The organism is Archangium violaceum Cb vi76 (assembly GCF_000733295.1).
GTDB lineage: Bacteria > Myxococcota > Myxococcia > Myxococcales > Myxococcaceae > Archangium > Archangium violaceum.
Map to the genome: position 1 here is coordinate 98,377 of NZ_JPMI01000220.1, position 24,114 is coordinate 122,490.

22 protein-coding genes are annotated in these 24,114 nt (G+C 69.2%); 15 read left to right on the forward strand and 7 right to left on the reverse strand.

Annotation, left to right across the window (positions count from 1 at the left end):
• Positions 1-16: 16 nt before the first annotated feature.
• Positions 17-1,396 (reverse strand): magnesium transporter, encoded by a 1,380-nt coding sequence (gene mgtE / locus Q664_RS29215; protein WP_043403107.1) that lies wholly within the window; start codon positions 1,394-1,396, stop codon positions 17-19.
• Between the two features lie 92 nt (positions 1,397-1,488).
• Here mgtE and Q664_RS29220 point away from each other — a divergent pair, with 92 nt between their 5' ends.
• A complete protein-coding gene (locus Q664_RS29220) occupies positions 1,489-2,232 on the forward strand; it encodes a PilZ domain-containing protein (RefSeq protein ID WP_043403109.1) in 744 nt (247 codons plus the stop codon).
• 48 nt (positions 2,233-2,280) lie between these two features.
• Here the strand turns inward: Q664_RS29220 and trxA are convergent, their stop codons facing one another.
• A complete protein-coding gene (trxA, locus tag Q664_RS29225) occupies positions 2,281-2,610 on the reverse strand; it encodes a thioredoxin (RefSeq protein ID WP_043403111.1) in 330 nt (109 codons plus the stop codon).
• Between the two features lie 191 nt (positions 2,611-2,801).
• On the opposite strand from trxA, the gene Q664_RS29230 reads away from it, so the two are divergent.
• The 6 genes from Q664_RS29230 (at position 2,802) to Q664_RS29250 (ending at position 7,654) form a co-directional block, all read left to right on the forward strand.
• Positions 2,802-3,176 (forward strand): hypothetical protein, encoded by a 375-nt coding sequence (locus tag Q664_RS29230; protein ID WP_043403113.1) that lies wholly within the window; start codon positions 2,802-2,804, stop codon positions 3,174-3,176.
• A gap of 29 nt (positions 3,177-3,205) precedes the next feature.
• Positions 3,206-4,015: a cytochrome C assembly family protein gene (locus Q664_RS29235; RefSeq protein ID WP_043403116.1), complete on the forward strand. Its 810-nt coding sequence runs from the start codon at positions 3,206-3,208 to the stop codon at positions 4,013-4,015.
• Positions 4,016-4,017: 2 nt separating this feature from the next.
• Positions 4,018-5,328 (forward strand): glutamyl-tRNA reductase, encoded by a 1,311-nt coding sequence (gene hemA / locus Q664_RS29240; protein WP_043403119.1) that lies wholly within the window; start codon positions 4,018-4,020, stop codon positions 5,326-5,328.
• Positions 5,325-6,266: a hydroxymethylbilane synthase gene (hemC, locus tag Q664_RS29245; protein ID WP_043403122.1), complete on the forward strand. Its 942-nt coding sequence runs from the start codon at positions 5,325-5,327 to the stop codon at positions 6,264-6,266. The genes hemA and hemC overlap by 4 nt, the downstream gene beginning before the upstream one ends.
• A gap of 186 nt (positions 6,267-6,452) precedes the next feature.
• Positions 6,453-6,764: a hypothetical protein gene (locus Q664_RS58160; protein WP_152622401.1), complete on the forward strand. Its 312-nt coding sequence runs from the start codon at positions 6,453-6,455 to the stop codon at positions 6,762-6,764.
• A gap of 248 nt (positions 6,765-7,012) precedes the next feature.
• Positions 7,013-7,654: a hypothetical protein gene (locus Q664_RS29250; protein ID WP_152622402.1), complete on the forward strand. Its 642-nt coding sequence runs from the start codon at positions 7,013-7,015 to the stop codon at positions 7,652-7,654.
• Between the two features lie 42 nt (positions 7,655-7,696).
• On the opposite strand, the gene Q664_RS29255 is transcribed toward Q664_RS29250, so the two are convergent.
• Positions 7,697-8,965: an MFS transporter gene (locus tag Q664_RS29255; protein WP_052518815.1), complete on the reverse strand. Its 1,269-nt coding sequence runs from the start codon at positions 8,963-8,965 to the stop codon at positions 7,697-7,699.
• 63 nt (positions 8,966-9,028) lie between these two features.
• On the opposite strand from Q664_RS29255, the gene Q664_RS29260 reads away from it, so the two are divergent.
• The 5 genes from Q664_RS29260 (at position 9,029) to Q664_RS29280 (ending at position 15,859) form a co-directional block, all read left to right on the forward strand.
• Complete coding sequence (locus Q664_RS29260) at positions 9,029-9,952, forward strand: hypothetical protein (RefSeq protein ID WP_043403127.1); 924 nt, start codon at positions 9,029-9,031, stop codon at positions 9,950-9,952.
• A 158-nt stretch (positions 9,953-10,110) separates the two neighbouring features.
• Positions 10,111-10,842 carry a uroporphyrinogen-III synthase gene (locus tag Q664_RS29265; RefSeq protein ID WP_235216932.1) on the forward strand — a complete coding sequence of 244 codons (732 nt, stop codon included), beginning with the start codon at positions 10,111-10,113 and terminating at the stop codon, positions 10,840-10,842.
• A gap of 88 nt (positions 10,843-10,930) precedes the next feature.
• Positions 10,931-12,778, forward strand: a complete 1,848-nt coding sequence (locus tag Q664_RS29270) for a GspE/PulE family protein (RefSeq protein WP_084610439.1) — start codon at positions 10,931-10,933, stop codon at positions 12,776-12,778.
• Positions 12,779-12,959: 181 nt separating this feature from the next.
• Positions 12,960-14,510 carry a TldD/PmbA family protein gene (locus Q664_RS29275; protein ID WP_043403138.1) on the forward strand — a complete coding sequence of 517 codons (1,551 nt, stop codon included), beginning with the start codon at positions 12,960-12,962 and terminating at the stop codon, positions 14,508-14,510.
• A gap of 11 nt (positions 14,511-14,521) precedes the next feature.
• Complete coding sequence (locus Q664_RS29280; RefSeq protein ID WP_043403141.1) at positions 14,522-15,859, forward strand: TldD/PmbA family protein; 1,338 nt, start codon at positions 14,522-14,524, stop codon at positions 15,857-15,859.
• Between the two features lie 69 nt (positions 15,860-15,928).
• Here the strand turns inward: Q664_RS29280 and Q664_RS29285 are convergent, their stop codons facing one another.
• Positions 15,929-16,300, reverse strand: coding sequence for a VOC family protein (locus Q664_RS29285; protein WP_043403144.1), 372 nt, complete (start codon positions 16,298-16,300; stop codon positions 15,929-15,931).
• Positions 16,301-16,381: 81 nt separating this feature from the next.
• Between Q664_RS29285 and Q664_RS29290 the strand changes: the two genes are divergently transcribed.
• Positions 16,382-16,570: a hypothetical protein gene (locus Q664_RS29290; protein WP_043403148.1), complete on the forward strand. Its 189-nt coding sequence runs from the start codon at positions 16,382-16,384 to the stop codon at positions 16,568-16,570.
• Between the two features lie 194 nt (positions 16,571-16,764).
• Here the strand turns inward: Q664_RS29290 and Q664_RS29295 are convergent, their stop codons facing one another.
• Positions 16,765-18,840: a neutral/alkaline non-lysosomal ceramidase N-terminal domain-containing protein gene (locus Q664_RS29295; RefSeq protein ID WP_043403151.1), complete on the reverse strand. Its 2,076-nt coding sequence runs from the start codon at positions 18,838-18,840 to the stop codon at positions 16,765-16,767.
• Between the two features lie 96 nt (positions 18,841-18,936).
• A complete protein-coding gene (locus Q664_RS29300; RefSeq protein ID WP_052518816.1) occupies positions 18,937-20,289 on the reverse strand; it encodes a monooxygenase in 1,353 nt (450 codons plus the stop codon).
• A 188-nt stretch (positions 20,290-20,477) separates the two neighbouring features.
• Between Q664_RS29300 and Q664_RS29305 the strand changes: the two genes are divergently transcribed.
• Together Q664_RS29305 and Q664_RS29310 are read left to right on the forward strand one after the other, a co-directional pair.
• On the forward strand, positions 20,478-21,149 hold the full coding sequence (locus tag Q664_RS29305) for a response regulator transcription factor (protein ID WP_043403153.1): 672 nt from the start codon (positions 20,478-20,480) through the stop codon (positions 21,147-21,149).
• Positions 21,146-22,555 (forward strand): sensor histidine kinase, encoded by a 1,410-nt coding sequence (locus Q664_RS29310; RefSeq protein WP_052518817.1) that lies wholly within the window; start codon positions 21,146-21,148, stop codon positions 22,553-22,555. The genes Q664_RS29305 and Q664_RS29310 overlap by 4 nt, the downstream gene beginning before the upstream one ends.
• Here the strand turns inward: Q664_RS29310 and Q664_RS29315 are convergent.
• Positions 22,552-24,087 (reverse strand): hypothetical protein, encoded by a 1,536-nt coding sequence (locus Q664_RS29315; protein WP_200883780.1) that lies wholly within the window; start codon positions 24,085-24,087, stop codon positions 22,552-22,554. The genes Q664_RS29310 and Q664_RS29315 overlap by 4 nt on opposite strands.
• Positions 24,088-24,114 lie beyond the last annotated feature (27 nt).

The window sequence follows — 24,114 nt, forward strand, 5'->3', positions numbered from 1 at the left end:
CCGGGCCGGCCGTGGCCTACAGGGCGCGGCCGGTGAGGATGGTGGTGACGACGGTGAAGTAGATGACCACGCCGGTGACGTCCACCAGCGTGGCCACGAAGGGCGCCGAGGCGGTGGCTGGATCCAATCCGAGCCGCCGCAGCAGGAAGGGCAGCATCGAGCCACACAGCGTGCCGAACATCACCACGCCCACCACGCTCAGGCCCACCGCCAGGCCCACCCACTTGTAATGGGGGCCATAGACGACCTCGTGCTGCGGCCACAGGAGGATGCGCAAGAAGCCCAGCAGTCCCAGGAAGACGCCCAGGGCCACGCCACTGACGGCCTCGCGCATCGCCACCTTCCACCAGTCCTTGAGCTCCACGTCGCGCACCGCCAGCGCGCGGATGATGAGCGAGGTGGCCTGGGAGCCCGAGTTGCCTCCCGAGGAGATGATGAGCGGCACGAAGGCACTGAGGAACACCGCCTGGGCGATGGCGTCCTGGTAGTGGGCCATGGCCGTGGCGGTGAACATCTGCCCCACGAAGAGCACCGTCAGCCAGCCCACGCGCTTGCGCAGCATGCCGGTGATGCCGATGTCCAGGTAGGGCGCCTCGAGGGCCTCCATACCGCCGATGCGCTGGATGTCCTCGGTGGCCTCCTCCTCGGCCGCGTCGAGCACGTCGTCCACGGTGATGATGCCCACCAGCACGCCCTGCGAGTCCGTCACCGGCAGCGCCACCCGGTCGTACTTCTCGAACATGCTGATGAACTCCTCGCGGTCCGCCGTGGCCGGGATGCTCACCAACTGCCTGTCGTGGATGTCCGTCACCTTCGTGTCCGGGCCCGCCAGCACCAGCGACGCCAGCCGCACGTCATCCAGCAGCCGGCCCTTCTCGTCCACGATGTAGAGCACGTGCAGCGTCTCGCGGCCCTGGCCGTGGGCGCGCACGTACGCCAGCGCCTCACCCGCCGTCAGGTTGCCCGGGATGGTGAGGTACTCCGGCGTCATGTACCGGCCGGCGCTCTTCTCCGGGTAGCCCAGCAGGTTGCGGGCGACCTTCAGCTCCTCCGGTGACAGCGAGGTGAGCAGCCGCTTCGTCACCTCGGCCGGCAGCTCCTCCAGCAGGCGGGTGCGGTCGTCCGGCGCCATCTCGTCCAGCAGGTTCTTCAACTGCTCCCGGCCCAGCGTCCCGACGATCTCCGTCTGCTGGTGCGGGGGCAGGTACTCGAAGACGAGCGCCGCCATGTCGCGCGGCAGCAACCGGAAGATGATGCCGCTCTCGTCCGCGGGCAGATCCTCGATGACCTCGGCCACGTCTGCGGGATCCATCTCCGAGAACGCATCCCGCAGGGCACTCCAGTCCTTGGCGGCGATGAGCGCGTCGAACTCGGGCTTCAGGAGGTTTCCCAGCATCACAATCTCCGCGCGCGGACGAGGCGGCGCATGGTGTATGAAACCCGCCGGTTGGGGTATGGAAATCTGAGTCCGTTCCCCAGGAGGAGAAGATGGACAGGAAGGGCTCCCGGAAGAAGGCTCCCGGCCAGGCAGAAGACACCGAGCGCACGGAGGTCGTCCCAGAGGCTCCGCGTCCCGAGCCGGCCCGGGCGGCACCGCCCGCCGCGCCCCCACCGCGCGTGGAGCCGTCCCGCCGTCCCATCCCCACCGTGACGCCCTCGCGGCCCCCGCTGCCCGGCCGCGCCCCGGCGCCTTCGGCTCCCACCTCGCCCCGGAGCTTCTTCTCCCCCATCATCGAGGTGGGGGCGGACGAGGAAGTGGAGCACCGGCACTTCCCCCGCGCCCGGCTCACCACGAACTTCGAGCTGTGGATCGACGAAGAAGGGGATCGGCGCTTCACCGCCACCCTGCGCTCGAGCAACGTGAGCGTGGGCGGGGCCTTCCTGGAGAGCACCTTCTTCCTGCCCATGGACACCGAGCTGCGGGTGCGCTTCTCGCTGGAGGAGGGCGGGTCACCCGTGGAGGCGCGGGCCCGCATCGTCCGCGAGCAGCGGCCTCGCCGCGAGGGCGACCCCACTGGCTTCGGCATCCGCTTCGAGGAGTTCTACGGGCAGACGGAGGTGTCGCTGGCACGCCTCTTCCTGGACATGCGGCTGCGCACCTTCGCCGAGGAGTACCTGCGCTCCAACCGCGCCCGTGGCCTGCCCAACGAGCTGGAGCGGGTGGTGGACGCCCTGGCCGCGTGGGAGCTCCTCAAGGCCAACAACCCCACGGACACCTGGCGCGGTGAGTGAGCCTCCCGCGCGGAGCCCTCGGGAGGCACTCCGCGCGGGGACGGGGCCCTACAGCGCCTTGGTGAGCGCCGCCTCGATCTTCGCCTTGGGCACGGCGCCGACGAGCTGCTCCACCACCTTGCCGCCCTTGAAGACGAGCAGGGTGGGGATGGAGCGGATGCCGTACTGCTCGGCGACCTGCTGGTTGCTGTCGATGTCGATCTTCGCGACCTTCACCTTGCCCTTGTACTGGGTGGCCAGCGCATCGACGCTCGGCGCGATGGCCCGGCACGGGGCGCACCACGTGGCCCAGAAATCCACCAGCACGGGCTGGTCGGACTTGATCACTTCCTTGTCGAAATCCGCGTCTCCGATGTTCATCACGTCAGGGCCTGCCATGGTGTCTCCTTCGGCGTGCAGCCAAGCAGAGGGGCGCGTGCTCTAGTACGTGCCCGGGGTACCTGCAAGAACCCGCTTCCCGGTCCTCTGCCTGCTTAGATGCGGACGGGGCGGAAGCGTCGCAAGCCGTTCCGGGTCTTTAGGTAGATGTGGCTTCGGCTCGGGGCGAGGAGGTGTAAGCTAGCGGGGTGATGAGGCTCTTCCTTCCCCAGGCCCAGCTCGAGGAGTGGGCACTGGAGGACAAAGCGGACGTGAAGGACGGGGTGCTGGTGGTGACCGGTGAGGAAGGTGTGTACCCGGTAACACCCGCGGTGCACATCGTGCAGCTCGTCACCGGCGAGGATGACAATGACCTGGTGGCCCGGGTGAAGACCGAGGCCCAGCTCCAGGCCCTGGGGGCCGAGCAGATGGCCGACTCCGTGCTGCTCGGAGATACGGCATACGAGGTTGTCCCTGGTTATGTGGCCGAGGTCCCCGTCTCTCCCTCGGATGCCGGCTCCAAGGACGGCAAGCCGGGCTCCGAGACGGATCTCCTCGCCGCGTTCCTCCTGAACAAAATGGGCTGAAGCACCCGGCCCAATAGGTTGTCTCCGCCATGAACCACGCGCTGGTCTCCCTCGCCTGCCACGCCTATGTCGTCGCGGCGCTGGTCTACCTCGTCTACCTCGTCCGGCAGATGGACGCGCTCGCCACCGGCGGCCGTGTGCTGGTGGGCACGGGGCTGGCCCTGCACGCCGTGGCCCTCGTCGGGCTCTTCGGCGCCCAGGGAGGCCGGCCGGTCGGGGTGGCCCAGGGCTTCTCCACCTTCGCCTTCCTGCTGCTGACCATCTTCCTGGTGGTGGATGTGTGCTACCGCAAGCCGGTGATTGGCGCCTTCATCACCCCGCTGGCGGTGGCCGTGCTGATGCCGGGCCTGTTGCTGGACCCGGGGCATGTGATGAGCCCGGACGTGCAGCGGCCCCTGTTGCCGGTGCACATCACCATCGCCCTGTTGGGCGTGGCGGCGTCGGCGGTGGCCACGGGCGTGGCGGTCATGTACCTGCTGATGGAGCGGCAGGTGAAGGGCAAGCGCTTCGGCCTGCTCTTCTCGCGCCTGCCCTCGCTGGAGTTCCTCGACACCCTCAACCGCCGGCTGGCGGTGCTGGGGTTCATCGCCCTGTCGGTGACGCTCGTCACCGGGGCCTTCTTCTCGAGCGCCGCGCCGGGCTTCTTCTGGACGTGGACGTCCAAGCAGATCGCCACGCTGGTGGCCTGGGCCGTGTTCGCCGCGCTCGTGGGTGCCCGCTCCTTTGGCGGGTGGCGGGGACGGCGTGTCGCGCTGTTGACCATGACGGGGTTCTGCTTGCTGCTGGTGTCCTTCCTCTCGTCGTATGACTTCATCCACGTGGGTGGGGGGGCGCACTAGCCATGGAGTTCCTGTGCATCGGCTTGTCGCACCGGACGGCGCCCCTCGGAGTGCGTGAGCGCCTGGCGCTCCCGGAAGCCCGGCAGGTGGAATTGCTGCAGCGGCTGGCCCAGTCCCCCAACGAGGCGTTCCTCGTGTCCACCTGCAACCGGGTGGAGCTGTACATGGCGGCGCCGGACATGAACCGGGTGCGCGAGAGCGCCCGCGAGGAGCTGCAACAACTGGGTGGCCCGGATGCGCTGGAGCACCTCTACGAGCACCGCGGCGAGGACGCGCTGGTGCACCTCTTCCGGGTGGCGGCGAGCCTGGACTCCATGGTGCTGGGCGAGGCGCAGATCCTCGGCCAGGTGAAGGAGGCCTTCGAGAAGGGGCAGGGCGTGGGCGCGGTGCGTGGCGAGCTGACGCGCGTGTGCGCGGCGGCGTTCGGCTGCGCCAAGCGGGTGCGCACGGAGACGGCCATTGGCCGGGCCGCCACCTCCATGGCGAGCGCGGCGGTGTCGCTGGCGAGCAAGGTATTCGACGGGCTGAAGGACAAGACGGTGCTGCTGGTGGGCGCGGGCGAGATGGCGGAGCTGGCCGCGCGTCACCTGAAGCAGGCGGGCGCCACGAAGCTGCTGGTGGCCAACCGGACGCTGGCGCGCGCCGAGGCGCTCGCGGCCGAGGTGGGAGCCACGGCGCGTCCCTACGAGGAGCTGTTCACGCTGCTGACCGCGGCGGACGTGGTGGTGTGCAGCACGGCGTCGCCGGTGCCCATCTTCACCAAGGAGAACGTGGGCGCGGTGGGCAAGGCGCGCAAGCACCGGACGCTCTTCATGGTGGACCTGGCCGTGCCGCGCGACATCGCCCCCGAGGTGGGGGAGCTGGACTGGGTGCACGCGTACGACGTGGACGACATCCAGAAGTTCGTGGCGGAGAACGCCGCCGCCCGCGCCGAGGAGGCGCAGAAGGCCGGTGTGCTGGTGGCCCAGGAGGTGGCGCGCTTCGTGCGCGACCGGGCCGTGCGCAACGGCGTGCCCGTGCTCGCCCAGCTGCGCCAGCGCGGTGAGTCCATCGCCCGCGCCGAGGTGGAGCGGACGCTCGCGGCCATCGGTGACGGCCTCACGGACAAGCAGCGCAAGAGTGTCGAGGCGATGGCGCGTGCCATCGTCAACAAGCTGCTCCACGAGCCCACGGCCCGGCTGCGCTCGGTGGGCCCGGAGCACGAGGGCAACCGGCTGGCCGGTGCCGCCGCCGAGCTCTTCGGGCTCGAGGAAGCAGCTCCGCCCACTGGGGCGGGTGGTCCCAATGTCGTGGCCAACGGAGGCAAGGGATGAAGGCCGTACGCATCGCCACGCGGCAGAGCCCGCTGGCCCTCTGGCAGGCCCGGCACGTGGCCTCGTTGCTCTCCCAGGTGCACCCCGGACTGGAGTGCACCCTGGTGGAGATGACCACCGCGGGAGACCGTTTCCTCTCCGCGCCCCTGTCCACCGTGGGCGGCAAGGGGCTGTTCGTGAAGGAGATCGAGCAGTCGCTGCTCGATGGCCGCGCGGACCTGGCGGTGCACAGCCTCAAGGACATGACGTCCGTGCTGCCCGCGGGCCTGTTGCTGGCGGCCGTGCCCAAGCGCGAGGATCCGCGCGACGCGTTCTGCAGCCCGGCGGGTCTGTCGCTGGAGATGCTGCCCAAGGGCGCGCGCGTGGGGACGTCCTCGCTGCGGCGCAGTTGCATCCTGCGCTCCCGGCGGCCGGACCTGGAGATCATCAGTCTGCGCGGCAACGTGCAGACGCGCCTGGCACGCATGCGCGAGCTGGGCCTGCACGGCGCGGTGCTCGCCTTCGCGGGCCTCAAGCGCCTGGGGCTGGAGACGGAGATCACCGAGGTGCTGCCCACCAGTATCAGTCTGCCGGCGGTGGGGCAGGGGGTGCTCGCCATCCAGTGCCGGACCGAGGACGCCGGGGTGCGCGGCCTGCTCGCGGCGCTGGAGGACGACACCACGCGCGTGGCGGTGACGGCCGAGCGCGCCTACATGGCCCGGCTGGAGGGCGGGTGCACCGTGCCGCTGGCCGGACACGCCACCGTGGAGGGTGGCACCGTCCGCCTGCGTGGGCTGGTGGGACGGCCAGACGGCACGAAGGTGGTGGAGGGCGAGCGCAGCGGTCCGGTGGAGACGGCGCTCGCGGTGGGTGAGGCGCTCGCCGAGGAGCTGCTCTCGCGCGGCGCGGCGGAGATCCTCCGGGATTTCGGCCGCGCTTCCCCCGTGCCGGAGTCCTGACGGGAGCGGGTCACGTCACTTTGTCGGTCGGCTGGAAACAATAGGCGCGAGCAGCCCCTTCGCGAGCAGTACATCCTGGACACGTTGGCCGAGGGCAACAGCACTCGCGCTGGCTCCGGCAGGGCAGGTACCTCTCCTCGGCTGTGAGACATTCAGAGCCATCGCCTCAACCCGGGAAGAGTCATCATGAGCATCACCCAGGAGAACAAGCCGCGAGTCAAAAGCGCATGGAAGCTGTCGAGCCTCTTTTTCCTGCTCTCCTGCTCCGCGCCTGTAGCAAACCTCTCACCCGACAGCAGACATCAACCTGACCTCCTGACCACTCAGTCCACTGCGCCTTGTGGTGAGCCGGGCTCGAAGACTCCACAGGTCTACAAGGCTCCCGGCCGCAAGCTCGGTTCCAAGGAGCCTTGGGTATTCTTCCTCGGCAACGCCGCGCATGAGGCGATTACTCACGTCTATGGTGTGTACCATCCCGCGAGCACTGTCCCTGAGTGAAGCAGCGGAGTCCTGTCACTCGAGACGGCGCCTGTTGTTCTGCCAGGCCCCGGCCATTGCATGCTCCCGGAAGCAGCCCCATGCCAACCCGCTCACCCTTGCTCCAGTTCCCTGCCTTCCTGCACGGCACTCTCTCCGAGATACAACGCAAGGCCAGAAGCGAGGGCCGCCGGTTCGCCAGGCAATACAAGAAAGATGGCACCTTCCCTGCGCCATTGCACCTGCGTGAGGTGCGGCCCGGCGAACTCGTGCTGACCCACACGCTCTCGGATTTCCTGACGAAGGAGCAACCCGTCTGGCGGCTCCACTCGTTCTTCGATGTCCTCAGCGGTTTGGGCGAGGACGTCGAGGGACAGGAGTGGCCGCAGATGGCGGAGGCCTATGAGGTGTTCTGCCGGGCAACGGCTTGGGGCTCCCTCTTCCATGTCCTGGAGCCGGATGCCCCGAGAAGCGCGGAACTCATGGCGGCTCGGTTTGGTGCAGTACTCCGTCACTGGGATTCACTCCAGCTTCCTCGGTATCTCCACAAGAAGCTCGGGGTGGCGCATACGCTGGAGGAACTCCTGGAGGAAATCTACGGCAGGACCCTGGAGGCATGGTGCCCGGGAGTGCGCCCGGGGCGTGGACATCTCGAGGCGGTTGTTGAGCGCATGGCCCTCGCCACCAGGGATGAGTGTATCGAGGCAGTCCTCCGCCTGATTCCCCATATCCTGGCGCAGCCCTCCAGGTTGAAACACCGCGAGGTACTCGGAGATCCAGCCTCTCAGCGCGAGCGTCTCACCGCGCTCCTTCCGGGCCAATTCGAGCGTTTCTCCAGCGCGGACGCGTTCGCCGTGTACGAACAGCTGGCCAGTTGGGACAGAGAACTGGGGCGCAAACAGAACACATAGGGTGGCGATCACTGGACCCGTTCGATGTCCCGCGGATGTTCGTCAAGATTCTTCGGGCCGTCCTCTTGGGGGCTCGCGGAGTTGGATGAGATCCGCGGGCACGTTGTTTCGCCGGGCCAGCACCAGGAAGGGCAATGACATGGCCTGGATGGCGGCGCTGACGACATAGGCCGAGGCATAGCCGGCGACATCGGCCACGCGTCCCAGCGCGGGTTGCACCACGACTCCTCCGGCGGACCCCATCAGGTTGTCGAAGGACAGCACGGTCGCGCGTTGTCCGGAGGGGATGACGCCGTTCAGGTACGCCTGTCTCATGGGCCGGGTGGCCGCCTGGGACAGCGCCGAGACGACGAGCGCGGCGATGGCCACCCAGAAGTGCGTCGTCCCTCCGATGAGGGCCAGACACCCCACGCCGAGGGCCGTGGCGACGAGCAGCCCGTGCGTGCGCCGGCTGAACAACTTCCGCACGTGGGGGGCAATCAACCCCGCGACGATCTCGCACCCGGCGACGATGGCCGCGGCCAGACCGGAGATCCAGAACGCGCGTGGGTCGCCGTAGAGCTGAAGCAGATAGGGCTGGAGGGCATAGAACGTGAACATGCTCACCCCCATGCTGAAGGGCGCCGCCAGCATCAGCCATCGCGCCGGGGGATTTCGCAAGCCCTGGTCGAGCGACCCGCGCACCACCGCTCGCACCGTTTCCAGCGGGCTCTTTCCGCGCTCGGGCGTGAAGCCGAGATCCTTCATCGACACGAAGGCCACGGCCAGGGTGACTCCGAGCAGGATCGACCGGAGGACATAGGGCATTCCCAGGTCGGTCATCTGAGCGACGACGCCACCCATGACCGAGCCGGTCAACATGGCCACACCCGCCAGGGTCTGGCCCCTGGCGAGCACCGATTCGAGGGTGTGCCTGGCACCGGAGAAGGTGAGCGCATCGACCAGCCAGGCCTCGGTGGCACCGGAGAAGAACGTGAAGCCGAGGCCGAGCAGGATCGATGCGATGGCCCAGCCCCACATCGGCGCATGGACCCGCCACATGGCCACGTAGAGCAACGTCGAGAGCAGCAACGTGGCCGTGCCGAGCAGATACGAGGCGCGCCTGCCCCAGGTGTCCGCCACCACGCCGGTGGGGATCTCGAAGAGCACCTGTCCGCCGGTGAAGAACGCATTGGCGGCGAAGGCCTCGGTGTTGCTGAGGCCCGCGTCGAGGAGGAACAGGGTGTTGATGCCCCAGATGAAGGAGGCCGCCAGCGTCGACAGCACGGTCAGCAGCAGATAGGTGCGCTGGACGCTTCTCGCTTCACTCAAGAGAACACTCCCTCCAAGTCCCTACATTGACACATGAGACTGAATGATTGTGACGTTCAGTCCATGACCAACCAAGACTCCGAGTACCAGTCCTGCATCCAGAATTCCGAGCGCGTGTCCTGGAAGCTCGATGAGCTGCTGCCCAGGGACACCGTCATCGACTTCAGCCGGCGCATCCTCTCGGACGCGCTCACCGGAACGGAGGGGATCGGCTGCTTGAGCGCGGAGGAGAAGCTGCTGCTCAATCAGATCCGCTCCAACAGCTACGCCCACCTGTTCCTGTTCCTGGAGGAGTACGCCGTGGCCCTGGCCGCGCACCGCGCCGGCCTCGAGCTCCACAAGAACCAGACCCACATGCGCGCGCTCGTGCGCTTCACCGATGAGGAGCTCAAGCACCAGATGCTCTTCGCCCGGTACACCGCCGCGTTCGCCCGCGGGTTCAAGGTCGTCCCCGGTCTGCTCGACAACCAGGTCGCGGTGGCCAAGGCCATCATGGCGAAGTCGAACCTCGGCGTGCTGATCTTCAACCTCCACATGGAGCTGATGACGCAGCAGCACTACGTGGAGACCATCCGCGACAATGCGCGCGAGACGCTCGATCCACTCTTCTGCAACCTGCTCAAGCACCACTGGCTCGAGGAGGCGCAGCACACCCGGCTCGATTTCCTCGAGGCCCAGAAGATCGTCGCCGTGGAGCCCGGGGCGGTGGACGCGGCCATGCTCGAGTACGCCGAGCTCCTCCAGGCGCTCCGGGGCACCCTGAACGCGCAGCTCCAGTTGGACTTGCAGACCCTGGAGAAGGCCTCGGGCCGGACGTTCTCGGAGGCCGAGCGCGAGGAGATCTTCAAGGCCCAGGAGCGCTCGTACGTCTGGTCCTTCATCGGCATGGGGATGAAGGCCCCGCTGTTCCTCTCGCGCCTGCGCGCGCTCTCCCCCGCGGCCGAGCAGCGCGTCCTCGAGCTCGCCCCCCAGTACTACTGCAACTGAGCGCACGGTACTCCTGGCACCCAGGGAACGGACCTCGCGGGTCACCCACCGGAGACATGACCTGTCTCCGGATTGGGACTCGAAGAGGGAACTGTGACATCGGCGCAAATGCCCTAGAGTGCGCCGCCGTGGAAAGGCGACTCGAAGGCATTCGTATCCTGGTGACGCGACCCCGTGAACGCTCGGAGGAGCTGTGCTTCCTCCTGGAGGACGAGGGCGCGGAAGTCCTGCATGTGCCGCTGCTGGAGCTGCTGCCTCCGGAGGATCCGCGTCCGCTGGTGGCGGCGGCGGAGTCCATCCAGCGCTACAAGTGGGTGGTGTTCGCGAGCCCCTCGGGGGTGGAGGCGCTCATGGAGGCGCTGCGCGAGGCGGGCACGGTGGAGATTCTGTCCCGGGTGCGCATCGCCGTGGTGGGGCCGCGCACCGCGCGCACCGTGGAGGGCTATGGGCTGAACGTGGCCGTCGAGTCCCCCGAGGGCACGGGCGCCGCGCTCTACGAGGTGATGCGCCCCGGGTTGGATCCGGAGGACGAGGTCCTGCTGCCGGCGGCGGAGGAGGGCCGCCGCGAGATAGAGGACGCGTTGCGCGAGCATGGCGCGCGGGTGACGCGGGTGACGGCGTACCGCTCCCGGCCCGCGCCGCTGCCGCCCGAGGCCCAGGCGTTGCTCGAGTCCTCTCCGCCCGACGTGGCCCTGTTCGCCTCGCCGCGCACGGCGGAGGCCTTCCTGGAGGCGGTGGGACGCGAGCGGCTCGGGGCGGCCCGGCTCGTGGCCATTGGCCCCACCACGGCGGCGGCGCTGACGCACCTGGGGTTGCCGGTGGCCTCGGTCGCCGAGCGGCCCACCCCCGAGGCACTCGTCGAGGCCACCGTCCGGGCCATTCGCGGGTAGACTGTCGCCCCCAGGGGGACGGCTTCCGTCCCGAGCGCCGGATGGGCCGGCCCGCCATGTCGTTCCCCCTGGCCGCAAGGAGACGCCGTTGCCAGCGCCCGTGACCCCGCCCGCTGCTCCGCCGAGCCGGAGCAAGACCGACTTCTCCCTCGCCTTCGCGCTCGAGGCGCTCGTCTCGCAGCGGGTCCTCACCGCCGAGCAGGCGCAGAACATCGCCGCCCGTGAGGCCGCCGCTCGGGCCCGGGTCCTCAAGAACAAGGGCATCGTCGGCACGGACGCCGCCCGCTACGAGGTCTCCCCGGTGGAGATCGTCGCCGCCTTCCAGGTGCCCCTGTCCGATGGCCGCGGCTCGCTCGACGAGGACCGCGTCACGGAGCTCGTCGCCCGGGCCTCGGGCCTGCCCTACAAGAAGATCGATCCGCTCAAGCTGGACATGGCCCTGGCCACCCGCACCGTGTCCCGCCCCTTCGCGCAGAAGCACGTGCTGCTGCCGCTGGAGAAGGCCCAGGATGGCCGGCTGGTGGTGGCCGTGGCCAATCCCTTCGACAAGGAGCTCTTCGAGAGCATCCACGTGCTCACCGGCATGCCCATCGAGCCGGTGTTCTCCTCGAAGACGGACATCCTCAAGGCCATCGCGGACGTCTACGGCTTCAAGCGCACGCTGGCGAAGGCCGCGGATGACTTCACCAACAACTCCCACAACTCGCCGCAGGTCAGCAACTTCGAGCAGCTCGTCACGCTCAGCGGCCGCCAGGAGCTGGACGCGGCGGATCAGCCCGTGGTGCAGGCCGTGGACTACATGCTGCGCTACGCCTTCGACAACCGGGCCTCGGATATCCACATCGAGCCCAAGCGCAACACCTCCCTGGTGCGTCTGCGCATCGACGGCGTGCTGCACCCCGTGTACACGCTGCCCGCCGGCGTGCACCCGCCCATCGTCTCGCGCGTGAAGACGCTGGCGCGCATCGACATCTCCGAGAAGCGCAAGCCCCAGGACGGCCGCATCAAGACCGAGCGCGATGGCCGCGAGGTGGAGCTCCGTGTCTCCACGCTGCCCACCGCCTTCGGCGAGAAGGTGGTCATCCGTGTCTTCGATCCCGAGACGCTGGTGCAGGACATCGCCCAGCTCGGTTTCGATCCGGACGAGAAGCGCGTCTTCGAGTCGTGGATCGACCAGCCCCACGGCATCATCCTCGTCACCGGCCCCACGGGCAGCGGCAAGACGACGACGCTCTACTCGGCCCTGAAGGCGGTGGCCGGCCCGGACGTGAACGTCGTCACCATCGAGGACCCCATCGAAATGGTGTGGGACGGCTTCAACCAGGTGCAGGTGCAGCCCAAGGTGGGGCTGGACTTCGCCAACGCGCTGCGCAGCATCCTGCGTCAGGACCCGGACGTCATCATGGTGGGAGAAATCCGTGACGCGGAGACGGCGGAGAACGCCGTGCAGGCCGCGCTCACGGGCCACCTGGTGCTCTCCACGCTGCACACCAACGACGCCATCGGCGCGGTGGCGCGCTTGAAGGACCTGGGCGTGCCGCCCTTCCTGCTGGCGCAGAGCCTCATCGGCATGATGGCCCAGCGTCTGTTGCGGCGCGTGTGCCCCCACTGCGCGCAGCCCACGGCGCTCACGCCGGACGAGCTCACCCTGCTGGGCGCGCCCATCCCCCTGCTGCCGGGTGGGGTGAACATCGTGAAGGGCGCCGGGTGTCCGCGCTGCCGCGGCACCGGCTACTGGGGCCGGACGGGCGCCTTCGAGATTGTCAACCTGAACAATGACCTGCGCGAGCAGATCTCCCGGGGCGGTAATCATCAGCAGATGCTGGACGCGGCGCGCCGGGGCGGCACGCGGACCCTGCGCGAGGCGGCGGTGCGCAAGCTGGCCATGGGCCTCACCTCCTTCGACGAGGTGGTGCGCATGACGTCCGTGGCTTGAGCCGGCGGCCCTGGAGGCGGCCGGTGCGACACCCGGGTGCCCGGCCCGTTCCCTGTCGTGTAGCCCACGGATGGGCGAGGGGTGGGGATTTTCGGAATACTCGCCTGCCCGTGGGGTTACGCTCTGGATGCGCGGTGACCTTCACTGAAAAGGGAGAGCCATGGCGGGAGGAAAGACCGGAATGACTCGACGTGACTTCGTTGGCTACGGCACGACGGCGTTGGCGATGGCGGGAGCGGGCGAGCTGTTGTCTGGCTGTGCGACGACGCAGCGGGCGGGCGGGCCCGGCGGCGGCTCGGATGGACCGTCCAACTCCATTGGCTACTTCGCCCGCTTTGGCGTGGACGAGACCCTCATCCGCGAGACGCTGGCCGCCGCCCTGTCGCGGGGCGGGGACTACAGCGACCTCTTCTTCCAGCACCGTGTGGCTACCTCCATGGCGCTCGAGGACGGCGCGGTGAACAAGGCGTTCACCACGGTGGAGCTCGGCGTGGGCGTGCGCGTCGTCAAGGGTGACCAGACGGGCTATGCGTACACCGAGGAGCTCACGCTGGATGCGATGCGCAGCGCCGCCCGCACGGCCGCGGCCATCGCCGATGGTCCCGCGCGTCCCGGCCCCCAGCGCCTCCACGTCTACAAGGACATTCCGCAGCGCTACGTGCTCAAGATGGGCTGGGACGCCGTCCGCCCCGAGCAGAAGCTGCCCATCCTCGAGGGCCTGAACTCGGCGGCCTTCAAGGCGGACAAGCGCGTCTCCAAGGTGACGCTCTCGTTCTCGGATGAGCACGGCGCCGTGCTCGTGGCCGACAGCAACGGCCGGCTCGTCGAGGACGTGCAGCCGATGACGAGCCTCTACCTGTCGTGCGTGGCCGAGCAGAACGGCAAGCGCGAGCAGAACACCTACGGCGTCGCGGGCCGCGCGGGGCTGGACTTCTACTCGACGGACCGGCTGGACCGCATCGTGCGCGAGGCGGTGGGCCGCACCACCATCCTCTTCGAGGCCGTGCAGCCCCCCGCTGGCGAGATGCCGGTGGTGCTCGCGGCGGGCTCGTCCGGCATCCTCCTGCACGAGGCCATCGGTCACGGCATGGAGGCGGACTTCAACCGCAAGGGCACGTCCATCTACGCGGACAAGCTCAACAAGTCGATCGCCCACCCCTTCGTGAACATCGTCGACGACGGCACCAACGAGTACGCGCGCGGCGCCATCAACGTGGATGACGAGGGCAACGAGCCCGGCAAGACGATGCTCGTGGAGAACGGCATCCTCACCACGTACCTGCACGACTCCATCTCCGCGAAGCACTACAAGGTGAAGCCCACGGGCAACGGCCGCCGCGAGAGCTACCGGTACGCGCCGCTGCCGCGCATGCGCTCCACGTACATGCTCCCGGGCCCGCACAAGCAGGAGGAGATCATCGCGTCCGTGAAGCGGGGCATCTACTGCTCCAACTTCAGCAACGGGCAGGTGAACATCGGCGCGGGCGACTTCACGTTCTACGTGAAGAACGGCTACCTCATCGAGGACGGCAAGCTGACGCGGCCCATCAAGGACGTGAACATCATCGGCAACGGGCCGAAGGTGCTCGAGAAGGTGGACATGGTGGCCGATGACCTCGTCATCGACGAGGGCGGCTGGACGTGCGGCAAGGACGGCCAGGGCGTGCCGGTGTCCCAGGGCATTCCCACGGTCCGGGTCGCGTCGATCACCGTGGGCGGACGCAACGCTTGAGGGAGGCGGGAATGAGCACGACGAACACCACGAATCTGGCGGATGTCGCGCGGCAGGCGGTGGACCTGGCGCGTCAGAAGGGCGCTTCCGAGGCGGCGGCCACGGCCAACCGCACGCGCGATGTGGAGACGCAGTGGCGCGATGGCCGGCTGGACAAGGTCTCCGAGGCCACCACGCGCGGCCTCTCGCTGCAGCTCTACGTCGATGGGCGTTACTCCGCGGTGGCCACGAGCGATCTGCGTCCGGAGGCGCTGGAGCGCTTCATCACGGACTCCATCGCGATGACGCGGGTGCTGGCGCGTGACGAGCACCGCCGGCTGCCGGAGCCCGAGTTCTACGCGAACCGGACCGCGGTGGACCTGTCCATCGAGGATCCGCGCCAGGCGACGCTCACCGCCGAGGACCGTCAGCGCTTCGTCAAGGATCTCGAGGCGGGCGCGCGCGCGACGGACAAGAAGGGCGCCATCCTGTCCGTCACCACCGCCTTCGGGGACACGCTCCGGGAGATGTACCGGGTGAGCTCCAACGGCTTCGAGGGCGGGCTGCGTGGGACGCAGTTCGTCGCCTCGGCGGAGGTGAGCGCGCAGGATCCGGACGGGCGCCGGCCGGAGGAGGGCGACTACGCCGTGGCGCGCTTCTTCGAGGACCTGCCCGACGCGGCCTCCCTGGGCCGCCGTGCCGGAGAGCGGGCCCTGGGGCGCATCGGCTCGACGAAGGGCGCGTCGGCGGTGCTGACCATGGCCGTGGACAACCGGTCCGCGGGCCGGCTCGTGTCGATGCTGCTCGGGCCCATGTCGGGCGGCGCCGTCCAGCAGAAGCGCTCCTTCCTGGATGGGAAGCTCGGCCAGCAGGTGGGCAGCGGGTTGCTCGTGCTCACCGATGAGCCGCACGTGAAGCGGGGCCTCGGCTCGCGCCTGTTCGACGGCGAGGGCATCACCGCCCGGTCCATGCCGCTGTTCGAGGGGGGCGTGCTCCGCACGTACTTCATCGACACCTACTACGGCCGCAAGCTCAAGGCGCGTCCGACGTCGGGCAGCGCCTCGAACCTCTCCTGGAAGCTCGGGAGCAAGGGGCAGGCGGAGATGCTGGCGGACCTGAAGGAGGGCGTCCTCGTGACGGGGTTCCTCGGAGGCAACTCCAACGGCGTCACCGGTGACTTCTCGCTCGGCGTGCAGGGCTTCCGCGTGCGCGGCGGGAAGATCGCGGAGCCCATCGGCGAGATGAACATCTCGGGCAACCAGATGGATCTGTGGAAGCGGCTCGTGGCGGTGGGGAACGATCCCTACGTCAACAGCGCGATGCGCACGCCCACCCTCGTCTTCGAGGGCGTGCAGTTCGCGGGCGTGTAGCCGCGGGCCCGCGACGTGGAGGGCACTCGCTCCCCGGTGGATGGCCGGGGAGCGGAGTGCGCCCACGGCTCAAGCGGGCTCGATGAAGTTGAGCCGGTAGCCGTCGGGATCCGTGACGATGATCTCCCGCGTGAACCACGGCTGGACGGTGGGCCCCTCGACGTGCGCGCCCTGGGCCCGAGCGCGTAAGGCCACCTCCTCCAGGTCCACGGCGCCGATGCGGAAGCCCAGCAGTACGCCGAGCCCTCGCTGGCCCACCAGCTTCACCGCGGGAGGCAGGGAGACCAGGTACACCTCCGCCCGCTTCTCCCACTGTAGATGGATGAAGGGTGGAGCGGCCTGGGTCCGCTTGAAGCCGAGCGCCTCGTAGAACGTCGCCGAGCGCTCGGGGTCGGACACGAGCACCTTCACGAAGGACGACAACACCTGATCGCTATCCATACGCGGCGTCTGTAACACGAGGCCGTGTCAGTCGCTCACGGACATGGCATCCCCAGTCCCCGGGCTGGCACACTGGGGAGCATGGATTGCTTCAGTGTGCTCTTCCTGAGCTTCTTCGCCATCTCGCTGGTGACTGGCACGGCGTATCACCGCGGCACCATCCGCCGGGATGAGAACCCCACGGCCTACTGGGTAACTACGATTGGCTATCTGCTCATCGGGCTGCTGATCGCCTTCCCGACGATCATGAGGAAGCTCCGGGGACACTGAGCCAATATCCCCTCTCCCCTCGGGAGAGGGTCGGGGTGAGGGTATCCGAGCCCGTTCTTTCAACCCGTGGCCTCCAGTGTGGACAGGGGGTTCAACCCGGTTTCTCCCGATACCCTCACCCCGTCCCTCTCCCGGAGGGCGAGGGGAGATGTCCGCGGATCAGTCCATGTGCCCACGAGGAAGCCACCGCGCGCTCATGCCGCCACGCTCAACACGAGCCGCTGCTCGGGCCACCGTGCTCCCGGCGGAGGCCGGACACTCACTCCCCGAGGCCCCTGGGTGCGGAAGCGGATCCTCCGGTCCTTCAAATGCCGCCAGTCGTCGAGCACGACCAGCCACCGCCACTCCAGGACACCGGACGTCTCGGTGAACTCCAGCAGGAACGTGTGGTTCTGATCATCAAGGGGCCGGTTCGCGCTCCGCAGCACCTCGCCTGTGTCCGCGTCCTCGAGCCGGATCCACGCGCCCCAGCCCAGCTCGCTCCGCTCCTGTGGCGCCCAGGCGAACCACCGGCCCGCGATCACCAGCCGTCCATTGACGACCCTCGGTTCCGCGAACTCGGGTGACCGGGGCCAGAACGGAGTCGGCTCGGCGGTGGGCGGCCGGGGCTCGGAGAGGGCCCGGTGCACGCCGGGGTTCATCGTGAAGCGCGCCGTCCCCGATGGAACGGCCGTCGCGGCGCTCATCGCGAGCGCATCGAAGTGCTCGACGAGCCAGTGCTCCGTGTTCCGTCCCCAGAGCGTGCTCGAGCCCTCGTAGTGCTGCGCCTGGTACTCCCGCTCGGTGGTGAGGTAGCCGGCGTAGTCTCCGCATACGGCCGCGACCATGACCTCCCGTGCGCCCCTCGCGCGCATCACCTGGGCCAACTCATGTGTCAGCCAGGTGGTGGGCTCTCCGGGGCAGCCCATCAACCACACCTCGCCCACCTTCAGCAGCCGCAGGGGCAGGGTGTGCGGCTGGTACTTGAGGGACTCGCGGATCAGCCGCTCCAGGGCGCGCGGAGGCGCCTTGGGCCACTGGGGATCCGTGTCCGGCAACTCCTCCAGCCGCTCTCCCTCCTTGAAGAAGGGCACGCCGCCGCCCATCTCCGAGCCCCGGAGCGTGGGCGCGCCGATCAGTGCCGACAGCGCCAGGCGCCGGCCGTCCTTCAAGGTCGCGTCGCGAATGGTGGGCTCGTCGAAGAGGGCGGTGATGCTCAGCGAGGGGCTCACGTGCGCGCGCGCGTCCTCGCAGGCCCTGGCGAGCTGATGGCCCACCGCCCGGCCCACCTCCTCCAACAGCGACAGATTCCGCGTCCGGTCCTGGCGCGCCTTCTTCAACGCCTCGAGCCCCACGCCAGGCCGTGCCGCGTCCGAGTCACCGATGGCGCCCGCGGCGAGCCCCACCACGGGTCCGGGCTCCGCCGAGGCGCCGCGCAGCAGGCGCTCCGCGTGGCGCGCGGCCACCCCGAAGATATCCGGCGAGCAGAGGGAATGCTCCTTGGCGAGCAGCGAGGCATGAGCGCCGAAGGTACCGAAGGCACCGATGGGCCGATGGGGCGCCTCGGCCTCCTCGGCCCAGAGGACCTGGATGCGCGGATCCACACAGGCCTGCTCCACCGGCAGGCCCGAGGGCGCGTCCAACGCGTCGACCCGCTGACGGAGGGCCGCGTCATCCACACCGGGGAAGTTCTCGCGCAGGGCCGCGAGGCTCCGGTTGCGCGAGTACCCCCAGAGCCGGGCCACGCCGTGACCGACCCGCGCGGGACGGAGGCGCGCGCACGCCTCGCGCACGGCCAGCCCGAGCCGTTCCACGAGGTAGTCCACCATGACCTGGTCCAGCCCCCGCTCCTTCAGGAGCGACTCGGTGGCCGCGAACGTGTCGTAGTACGTGTTGGCGTAGATGTTCCCCGGCCCGCTGTGGTTGTGCGTGCCCGCGAGGAACAGGCGGCCCACGTGCAGGCCCAGGGCCGCAGTGTGCTCCGCCAGCCGCTCGGTGAGGTAGCGCGTGCCGGCGTGGAGGTCCACCGCGATGAGGGCCACGCGCTCGCCCTGGCCGTCGTCCAGCACGAGCACCCGCGCGAAGAGCCGACCCCACGCGGCACGTGCGCGCCGTGCTCCCAGCAGGGTGGGGCCCCAGCCCGCGAGCGACGCCAGGAAGCCGGGCGTGAGGTCGACCCGGGAGGCGCCTGCCTGGAGGCGGCCCGTGACGGGGATCGGCTCCGGAGGGCGCCGCGGGAGCTCGACCACCGAAGGAGGGAGGTTCATCAACAGCGTGTCGTCTCGTCCCATGGTGTCTCCGCCCCCCGTGTCACAAGAATGGAGGGGCGGGCACCCGCGTGTGACGGCACCCTGCCCAGGGCCTGGCTGCTCGCCACCCCATCCGGCTCACTCCTGGGTGACGTACAGGAAGGCCACGCACATCTCGTCGTTGGTGCCCTCGCCCCAGTTCAGGTCGGCCACGGCCGGGAGCGGGGCGCCATGGTGGGGGATGAAGCCCGCGTTGTTCCAGTGGCACTCGATGCGCAGCGAATCTCCGGGCGAGATGCGCACCGCCTGCTGGAGGACGTGCATGCCCTGCCAGTGGAAGTTCCACTCGGGGATCTCCAGCAGGCAGGCCTTCTCCTTGTCCCCCTTCTCGACGGTGAGCGCCGTCCTCGTCCCGCGCTGGTGCATGTGCAGCTGCGCGCCGTAGACGCTGATGGGCGCATTGGCGCGGATCTTCTGCTTGCTCGCGCGCGAGGCGAACTCGAGCGCGTCGTAGCCGAAGATGTGGAAGGCGTCGCTCTCGCCCTGGGGGATGGACATCTTCCTGTCCCGGATCCACTGCGGATTGGTGAAGGGGAACAGGAAGGCCTCGTGCTCGACCGAGTCATCCAGCTTCAGCAGCAGCTTGGAGACGTCCGGGGCGGGCGGCGCGGACGAGGTGTTGTAGTGCAGTTGCATCACCAGCTTGGAGCCCGGTTGGATGCGGACGCCCGTGCCGCCGGGCAGATCCCTTCCCTCGCCACCGGGGGCCCAGCCGCCGATCAGGCTGCCATTGCTGCCCTGACCCTGCGGGACACCCGGGGGATTGAGGCCACCGGGACACGAGAAGCCAGGACCCGGGTCGGCCTCGTCCGCCTGGAGGTAGGCACCCAGGTTCTCCGGCGCGACGGCGGCGATCAGCACGTGGTGCACGATCTCCGTCCGGCCCGGGCGCACGCCGATTCCGGTGATGAACTTCTCCTCGGTCTCGGGCCAGTCGAGCATGAAGCAGCGGTACTCGTCGGGCTGCTCCTGGGGCGTGTAGGGCTCGCTCATGGCCAGCTCGAGGTCCACCCGTGAGAGCTGCTCGCTGTTCGACGGCGTCTCCGCGGGCGCATCGCTCGCATCTCCCAGGGGAGCGCCGGCACGCACCCAGTCTCGGATGAGGGCGATCTGCTCGTCCGAGAGCGAGCGGTCATGTTGGTACTGGTTGCAATCCCGGTGGGCCAGCCAGGGCGGCATGCTGCGCTCGCAGACCGAGTGGAGGATGGCACCCTTCATGGCGAGGACCTGCTCGGTCGTCGTCAGCGCGAAGGGCGCGATGCCTCCCTCCTGGTGGCACCCGGCACACTTCGCGTCGAGCACCGGCTTCACGTCGCGGTACCAGGTCACCTCGCGCTGGGCACTGGCCTCGGCGCACACGTCCGGGAGGGCGGGCGAGGACTCCCGGGGTTTCTCCTCCGTGCAGGCGGAGAGCGCGAGGGCGCCCAGCACGCTGGCGATCCAGGCGGTGGTGCGGCGCGGAGTGGAGGGGGGCGAGGGGGTGGAGCGATGGGTCGCATACGAGTCTCCTCGGGAATGACGTCTCCCAGCGCGGCCACAGTAGGGACAGATCCTTGAGAAAAGATGGAGAAGGGGAGGACGCCCCTCCCGGCGGGGCGCGGACTAACATCGCGGCCCCTATGAAACGGGTGCTGATGGTCGAGGACGATCCGGTCATCGCCAGGACGCTCCAGCTCGGCCTGGCGTACCGCGGCTTCGAGGTGACTCCGTGCGAGACGGCGCGGGAGGGACTGAGCGCCTTCGCGCGGCGGCGTTTCGAGCTGGTGCTGCTCGACGTGGCCCTCCCGGATGGGACCGGGTACGACGTGTGCCGGAAGATCCGCGAGCGGGATGCGGAGGTGCCCATCCTCATGCTGACCGCGCGGCTCGACGAGCAGTCCGCCGTGGACGGTCTCGAGGCCGGCGCGGATGACTACCTGCGCAAGCCCTGTGGGTTGAACGAGCTCGTCGCGCGGATGACCCGCCTGGCGGAGCGGCGGGTCCGGAGCGAGGACGTGTTGACGCTCGGTCCCCTGCGGCTGAGCCCCCAGCAGCGCCAGGTCTGGGTGGAGGAGACGCCCGTGCACCTGGCCCGGCGGGAGTTCGACATCCTCGCCATGCTCCTGCGCCGCCCGGGTGACGTCGTCCGCCGCCAGGACATCCTCGATGGGTTGGGCGACACGGGAGAGGTGTTCGACCGCACCATCGACTCGCATGTGAGCCACCTGCGGCGGAAGCTGCGCGAGGCGGGCCTGGCCGAGGTGCACATCGCGTCCGTCTACGGGGTGGGTTACCGCCTGGAGCGCAAGTGACGCGGTGGACCCTGGTGCGGCTGGTCCTGCTCGGCGCCTTCTGTGCGCTGGCCCTGGCGGTGTTGACCGTCGTGGTGCTCCGGACGCTCGGTGAGACCGCGAGCGCCGGGGCCGGCAGGACCGCCATCTTCCTCATCGCGCGGATGCTCGAGAGTGGCACTCCCGCGCGTTCCCTCTCCCGTGACGACAGCCCGGGTCTGGACGAGGCGGGGCTCCGGGCGGACTTATGGGTCGTGACCCCGGACGGCGCGGTGCTCGAGAGCAACACGTCCCACCCGCTCCCCTGGCGTTGGGAGCGGCTGCCCCGGCCCGAGCGCATCCACCAGGTGCGGGTCTCCTTCCGTCCCTTCGGCCTCGTGGCCGAGGAGGTCATCACGCGGCTCGATACGCTGGAGCCCCGCTACCTCGTCGCCCGGTTCGAGCCGCGGGGCTCGTCGTGGCGGACGCGGACGCTGCGCGTGACGGTTCCGGTGCTGGCCGCCGTCACCTCCGGCTTCCTCTCCCTGCTCTTCACCTTCGTGTACCTCCGGCGCAAATCGAGGGAGGCGCGGGAGGTGCTCGCGCGCATGGAGCAGGGGGACCTGAAGGCCCGCTTCCGGGTGAAGCATTTCGACGAGGTCGGCAGCCTGATGCTCGACTTCAACCGGATGGCGACGGAGATCGAGCGGCTCGTCGCGCGCATCGAGGAGACGGAGCGCACGCGCGGCGCCCTGCTCCAGGAGCTGAGCCATGATCTCCGTACGCCCCTCATGAGCCTCCGGGCGTCGGCGGACACGCTGGTGCAGTGCTCCGGCGAGCTGTCGGAGGCGCACCGCCGCGAGCTGCTGGGCGTGCTCCAGTCGGAGCTCGCGTATTTCTCGAGCCTGTTGGAGGAGCTCTTCTTCATCGCCCGCATGGGCGAGCCCCGCTACAAGCGGACCACCGAGCGCATCGACCTCCGGGAGCTGCTGAGCGCCGAGCTTCAGGCCGTCCGGGCCCAGGAGGCCACCTCTCCGCGGGCCCTGTCCTGGGTCCTCTCGCTGCCGGGGGAGGGGGAGAGCCTCGCCATGAGCGGGGATCCGCGCCTCATCCGGAGGCTGCTCCGCAACGCCCTGGACAACGCCGCGAGGTTCGCGCGTGGCCGCGTGAGTGTCGAGGTGTCGGCCAGCGCGGAGGAACTGTCCGTACGCATCGTGGATGATGGACCGGGGATGCCGCCCGGGCAGCTGGCCCGGTTCGGCGAGGTGCGCTCACGCCGGACGGTGGTGGAGGAGGGCCCGGTCCTGCGCGTCTCGCTCGGACTGGGCTCCGTCATCATGCGCACCATCCTGGAGCTGCACCGCGGTGCCTGGCGCGTCGAGAGCCCGCCCCCCGGAGGAGAGCCCGCCTCCGGGGTGGCCCTGACGCTGAGGCTGCCGCGCGCCTAGAAGCGCGCCTGCAACAGCGTGTTGAAGCCCAGCGCGTGGGGATCCTCGAAGCTGGGCTGCGCGACGCCGAAGACGTCGTCCCGGAACGTCGTCCGGTTGCGGTCGTAGGTGTAATAGACCTCACCCACCGCCGAGACGCTCTCGGAGAGATCCCACCGGAAGGTGGCCTTGGCGGAGATGATGGGATCGGCGCGGCAGATGGCGTTGTCATCGCCGCAGTTGGTGGGGAGGATGCTCAGCACGTTGACGTCACGCACCACCACGGTGCGCGTGCCCGTGAGGCCCGGGGGCGGGTTGTTGCCACCGAAGAGCGGATCCGGGCTGCGGAACGACGCCGGCTGCTGCACGCCGAAGATGAAGCCCGGGGTGAAGTGCCACGCGGGGATGTGGTAGTCCGCGCCCACCGCGAAGAACATCTCCGGCTTCACCTCGGTGCCGTCCGGGAAGTCGTTGAAGGGCGGCAGGCCGGGCACCTCGAACTGGATGAAGGACAGGTCGCGGTACAGGCCCAGCGCGTGGAAGCGCCAGTAGTTCCACTTGGCGCGCGCCTGCAGCGCCACCGCCTTGGCCTCCTGCGGCACCGTGCGGCCGAACACGTCCGGATCCGACAGCGACTGCGACAGGTAGCTGCCCTCGAGCGACACCGTGTAGGCCAGGCCGCCCGGGTACTGCTCCGGCGAGAAGAAGCGCTGGTACACCTCCGGATCGTTCTTGTAGAGCCGGAAGTCGATGCTCGTGCCCACCGGCGCGCCCACGTGGTAGACGGCCTGCGCGGACACGCCCGCCGAGTTCACCGGTGCCTCGACACCCAGCGCGGCCAGGCCCGGGACGATGCCCTTCTGGAAGTAGCCGGCGCCGGCCTCCAGGCGCAGCGTGTCCAACACGTCCCATCCGGCGCCGGCCATGACGCCGTAGAGCGTCTCCTGCTCCTTGATGAGATCATTGAGCACCAGCGCCGTCTTGGCGCCCGCGTACGCGTACCACCGGTCGCGCGTGAGCTGGAGCCGGACGCCCGGCACGCCCGCCGCGGCGGCGCGGGTGGTGAAGACGCCGCTGCCACCCCAGGAGATGCGGTAGGCGTAGCCCAGCCGGAAGCGATCCGCGGACACCGGGAAGCCGGTGAGCGACAGACCCTCGTTCTCGCCCCAGCCCGAGGGCCGGTAGTGCAGGCGGATGTAGCTGGAGTTGTCCCGCAGATCGATACCACCCGAGGGCCGCTCCAACATCAACACCGTGAGGGCCGCCTCGGTGGTGAGGCCCTCGAAGAAGGCCGGCATCCGCTTGTAGAGGACGATGTTGGACAGCGTCTCGAAGCCGGAGAACCGGGTGTTGAAGTTGTCGTAGAACTGGGTGTTCTGCAGACCGCCGCCAAACCGGGCCGAGGGGCTGTTGGGCGTCGTCTCGCCCGCGTCGGCGAAGACGTTGTCGTCCGCGAAGGCGAACGACAAGCGGGTATCGACGAAGTCTCCGGCCCAGGCGGGCGCGGAGAGGGTCATCAGCCCGGTCAGGGCCAGCGTGCGCAGCGTTCTCAAATTCCCTCCAGGCGCGGCGTGGGGGCG

Coding starts and splice junctions, on each gene's coding strand:
- Q664_RS29285 (WP_043403144.1), bottom strand. CDS start 16,300: ATGGATAGCGATCAGGTGTTGTCGTCCTTCGTGAAGGTGCTCGTGTCC.
- Q664_RS29260 (WP_043403127.1), top strand. CDS start 9,029: ATGACCAACCAAGACTCCGAGTACCAGTCCTGCATCCAGAATTCCGAG.
- Q664_RS58160 (WP_152622401.1), top strand. CDS start 6,453: ATGAGCATCACCCAGGAGAACAAGCCGCGAGTCAAAAGCGCATGGAAG.
- hemC (WP_043403122.1), top strand. CDS start 5,325: ATGAAGGCCGTACGCATCGCCACGCGGCAGAGCCCGCTGGCCCTCTGG.
- hemA (WP_043403119.1), top strand. CDS start 4,018: ATGGAGTTCCTGTGCATCGGCTTGTCGCACCGGACGGCGCCCCTCGGA.
- Q664_RS29295 (WP_043403151.1), bottom strand. CDS start 18,840: ATGGGACGAGACGACACGCTGTTGATGAACCTCCCTCCTTCGGTGGTC.
- Q664_RS29290 (WP_043403148.1), top strand. CDS start 16,382: ATGGATTGCTTCAGTGTGCTCTTCCTGAGCTTCTTCGCCATCTCGCTG.
- Q664_RS29230 (WP_043403113.1), top strand. CDS start 2,802: ATGAGGCTCTTCCTTCCCCAGGCCCAGCTCGAGGAGTGGGCACTGGAG.
- Q664_RS29280 (WP_043403141.1), top strand. CDS start 14,522: ATGAGCACGACGAACACCACGAATCTGGCGGATGTCGCGCGGCAGGCG.
- trxA (WP_043403111.1), bottom strand. CDS start 2,610: ATGGCAGGCCCTGACGTGATGAACATCGGAGACGCGGATTTCGACAAG.
- Q664_RS29275 (WP_043403138.1), top strand. CDS start 12,960: ATGACTCGACGTGACTTCGTTGGCTACGGCACGACGGCGTTGGCGATG.
- Q664_RS29235 (WP_043403116.1), top strand. CDS start 3,206: ATGAACCACGCGCTGGTCTCCCTCGCCTGCCACGCCTATGTCGTCGCG.
- Q664_RS29305 (WP_043403153.1), top strand. CDS start 20,478: ATGAAACGGGTGCTGATGGTCGAGGACGATCCGGTCATCGCCAGGACG.
- mgtE (WP_043403107.1), bottom strand. CDS start 1,396: ATGCTGGGAAACCTCCTGAAGCCCGAGTTCGACGCGCTCATCGCCGCC.
- Q664_RS29220 (WP_043403109.1), top strand. CDS start 1,489: ATGGACAGGAAGGGCTCCCGGAAGAAGGCTCCCGGCCAGGCAGAAGAC.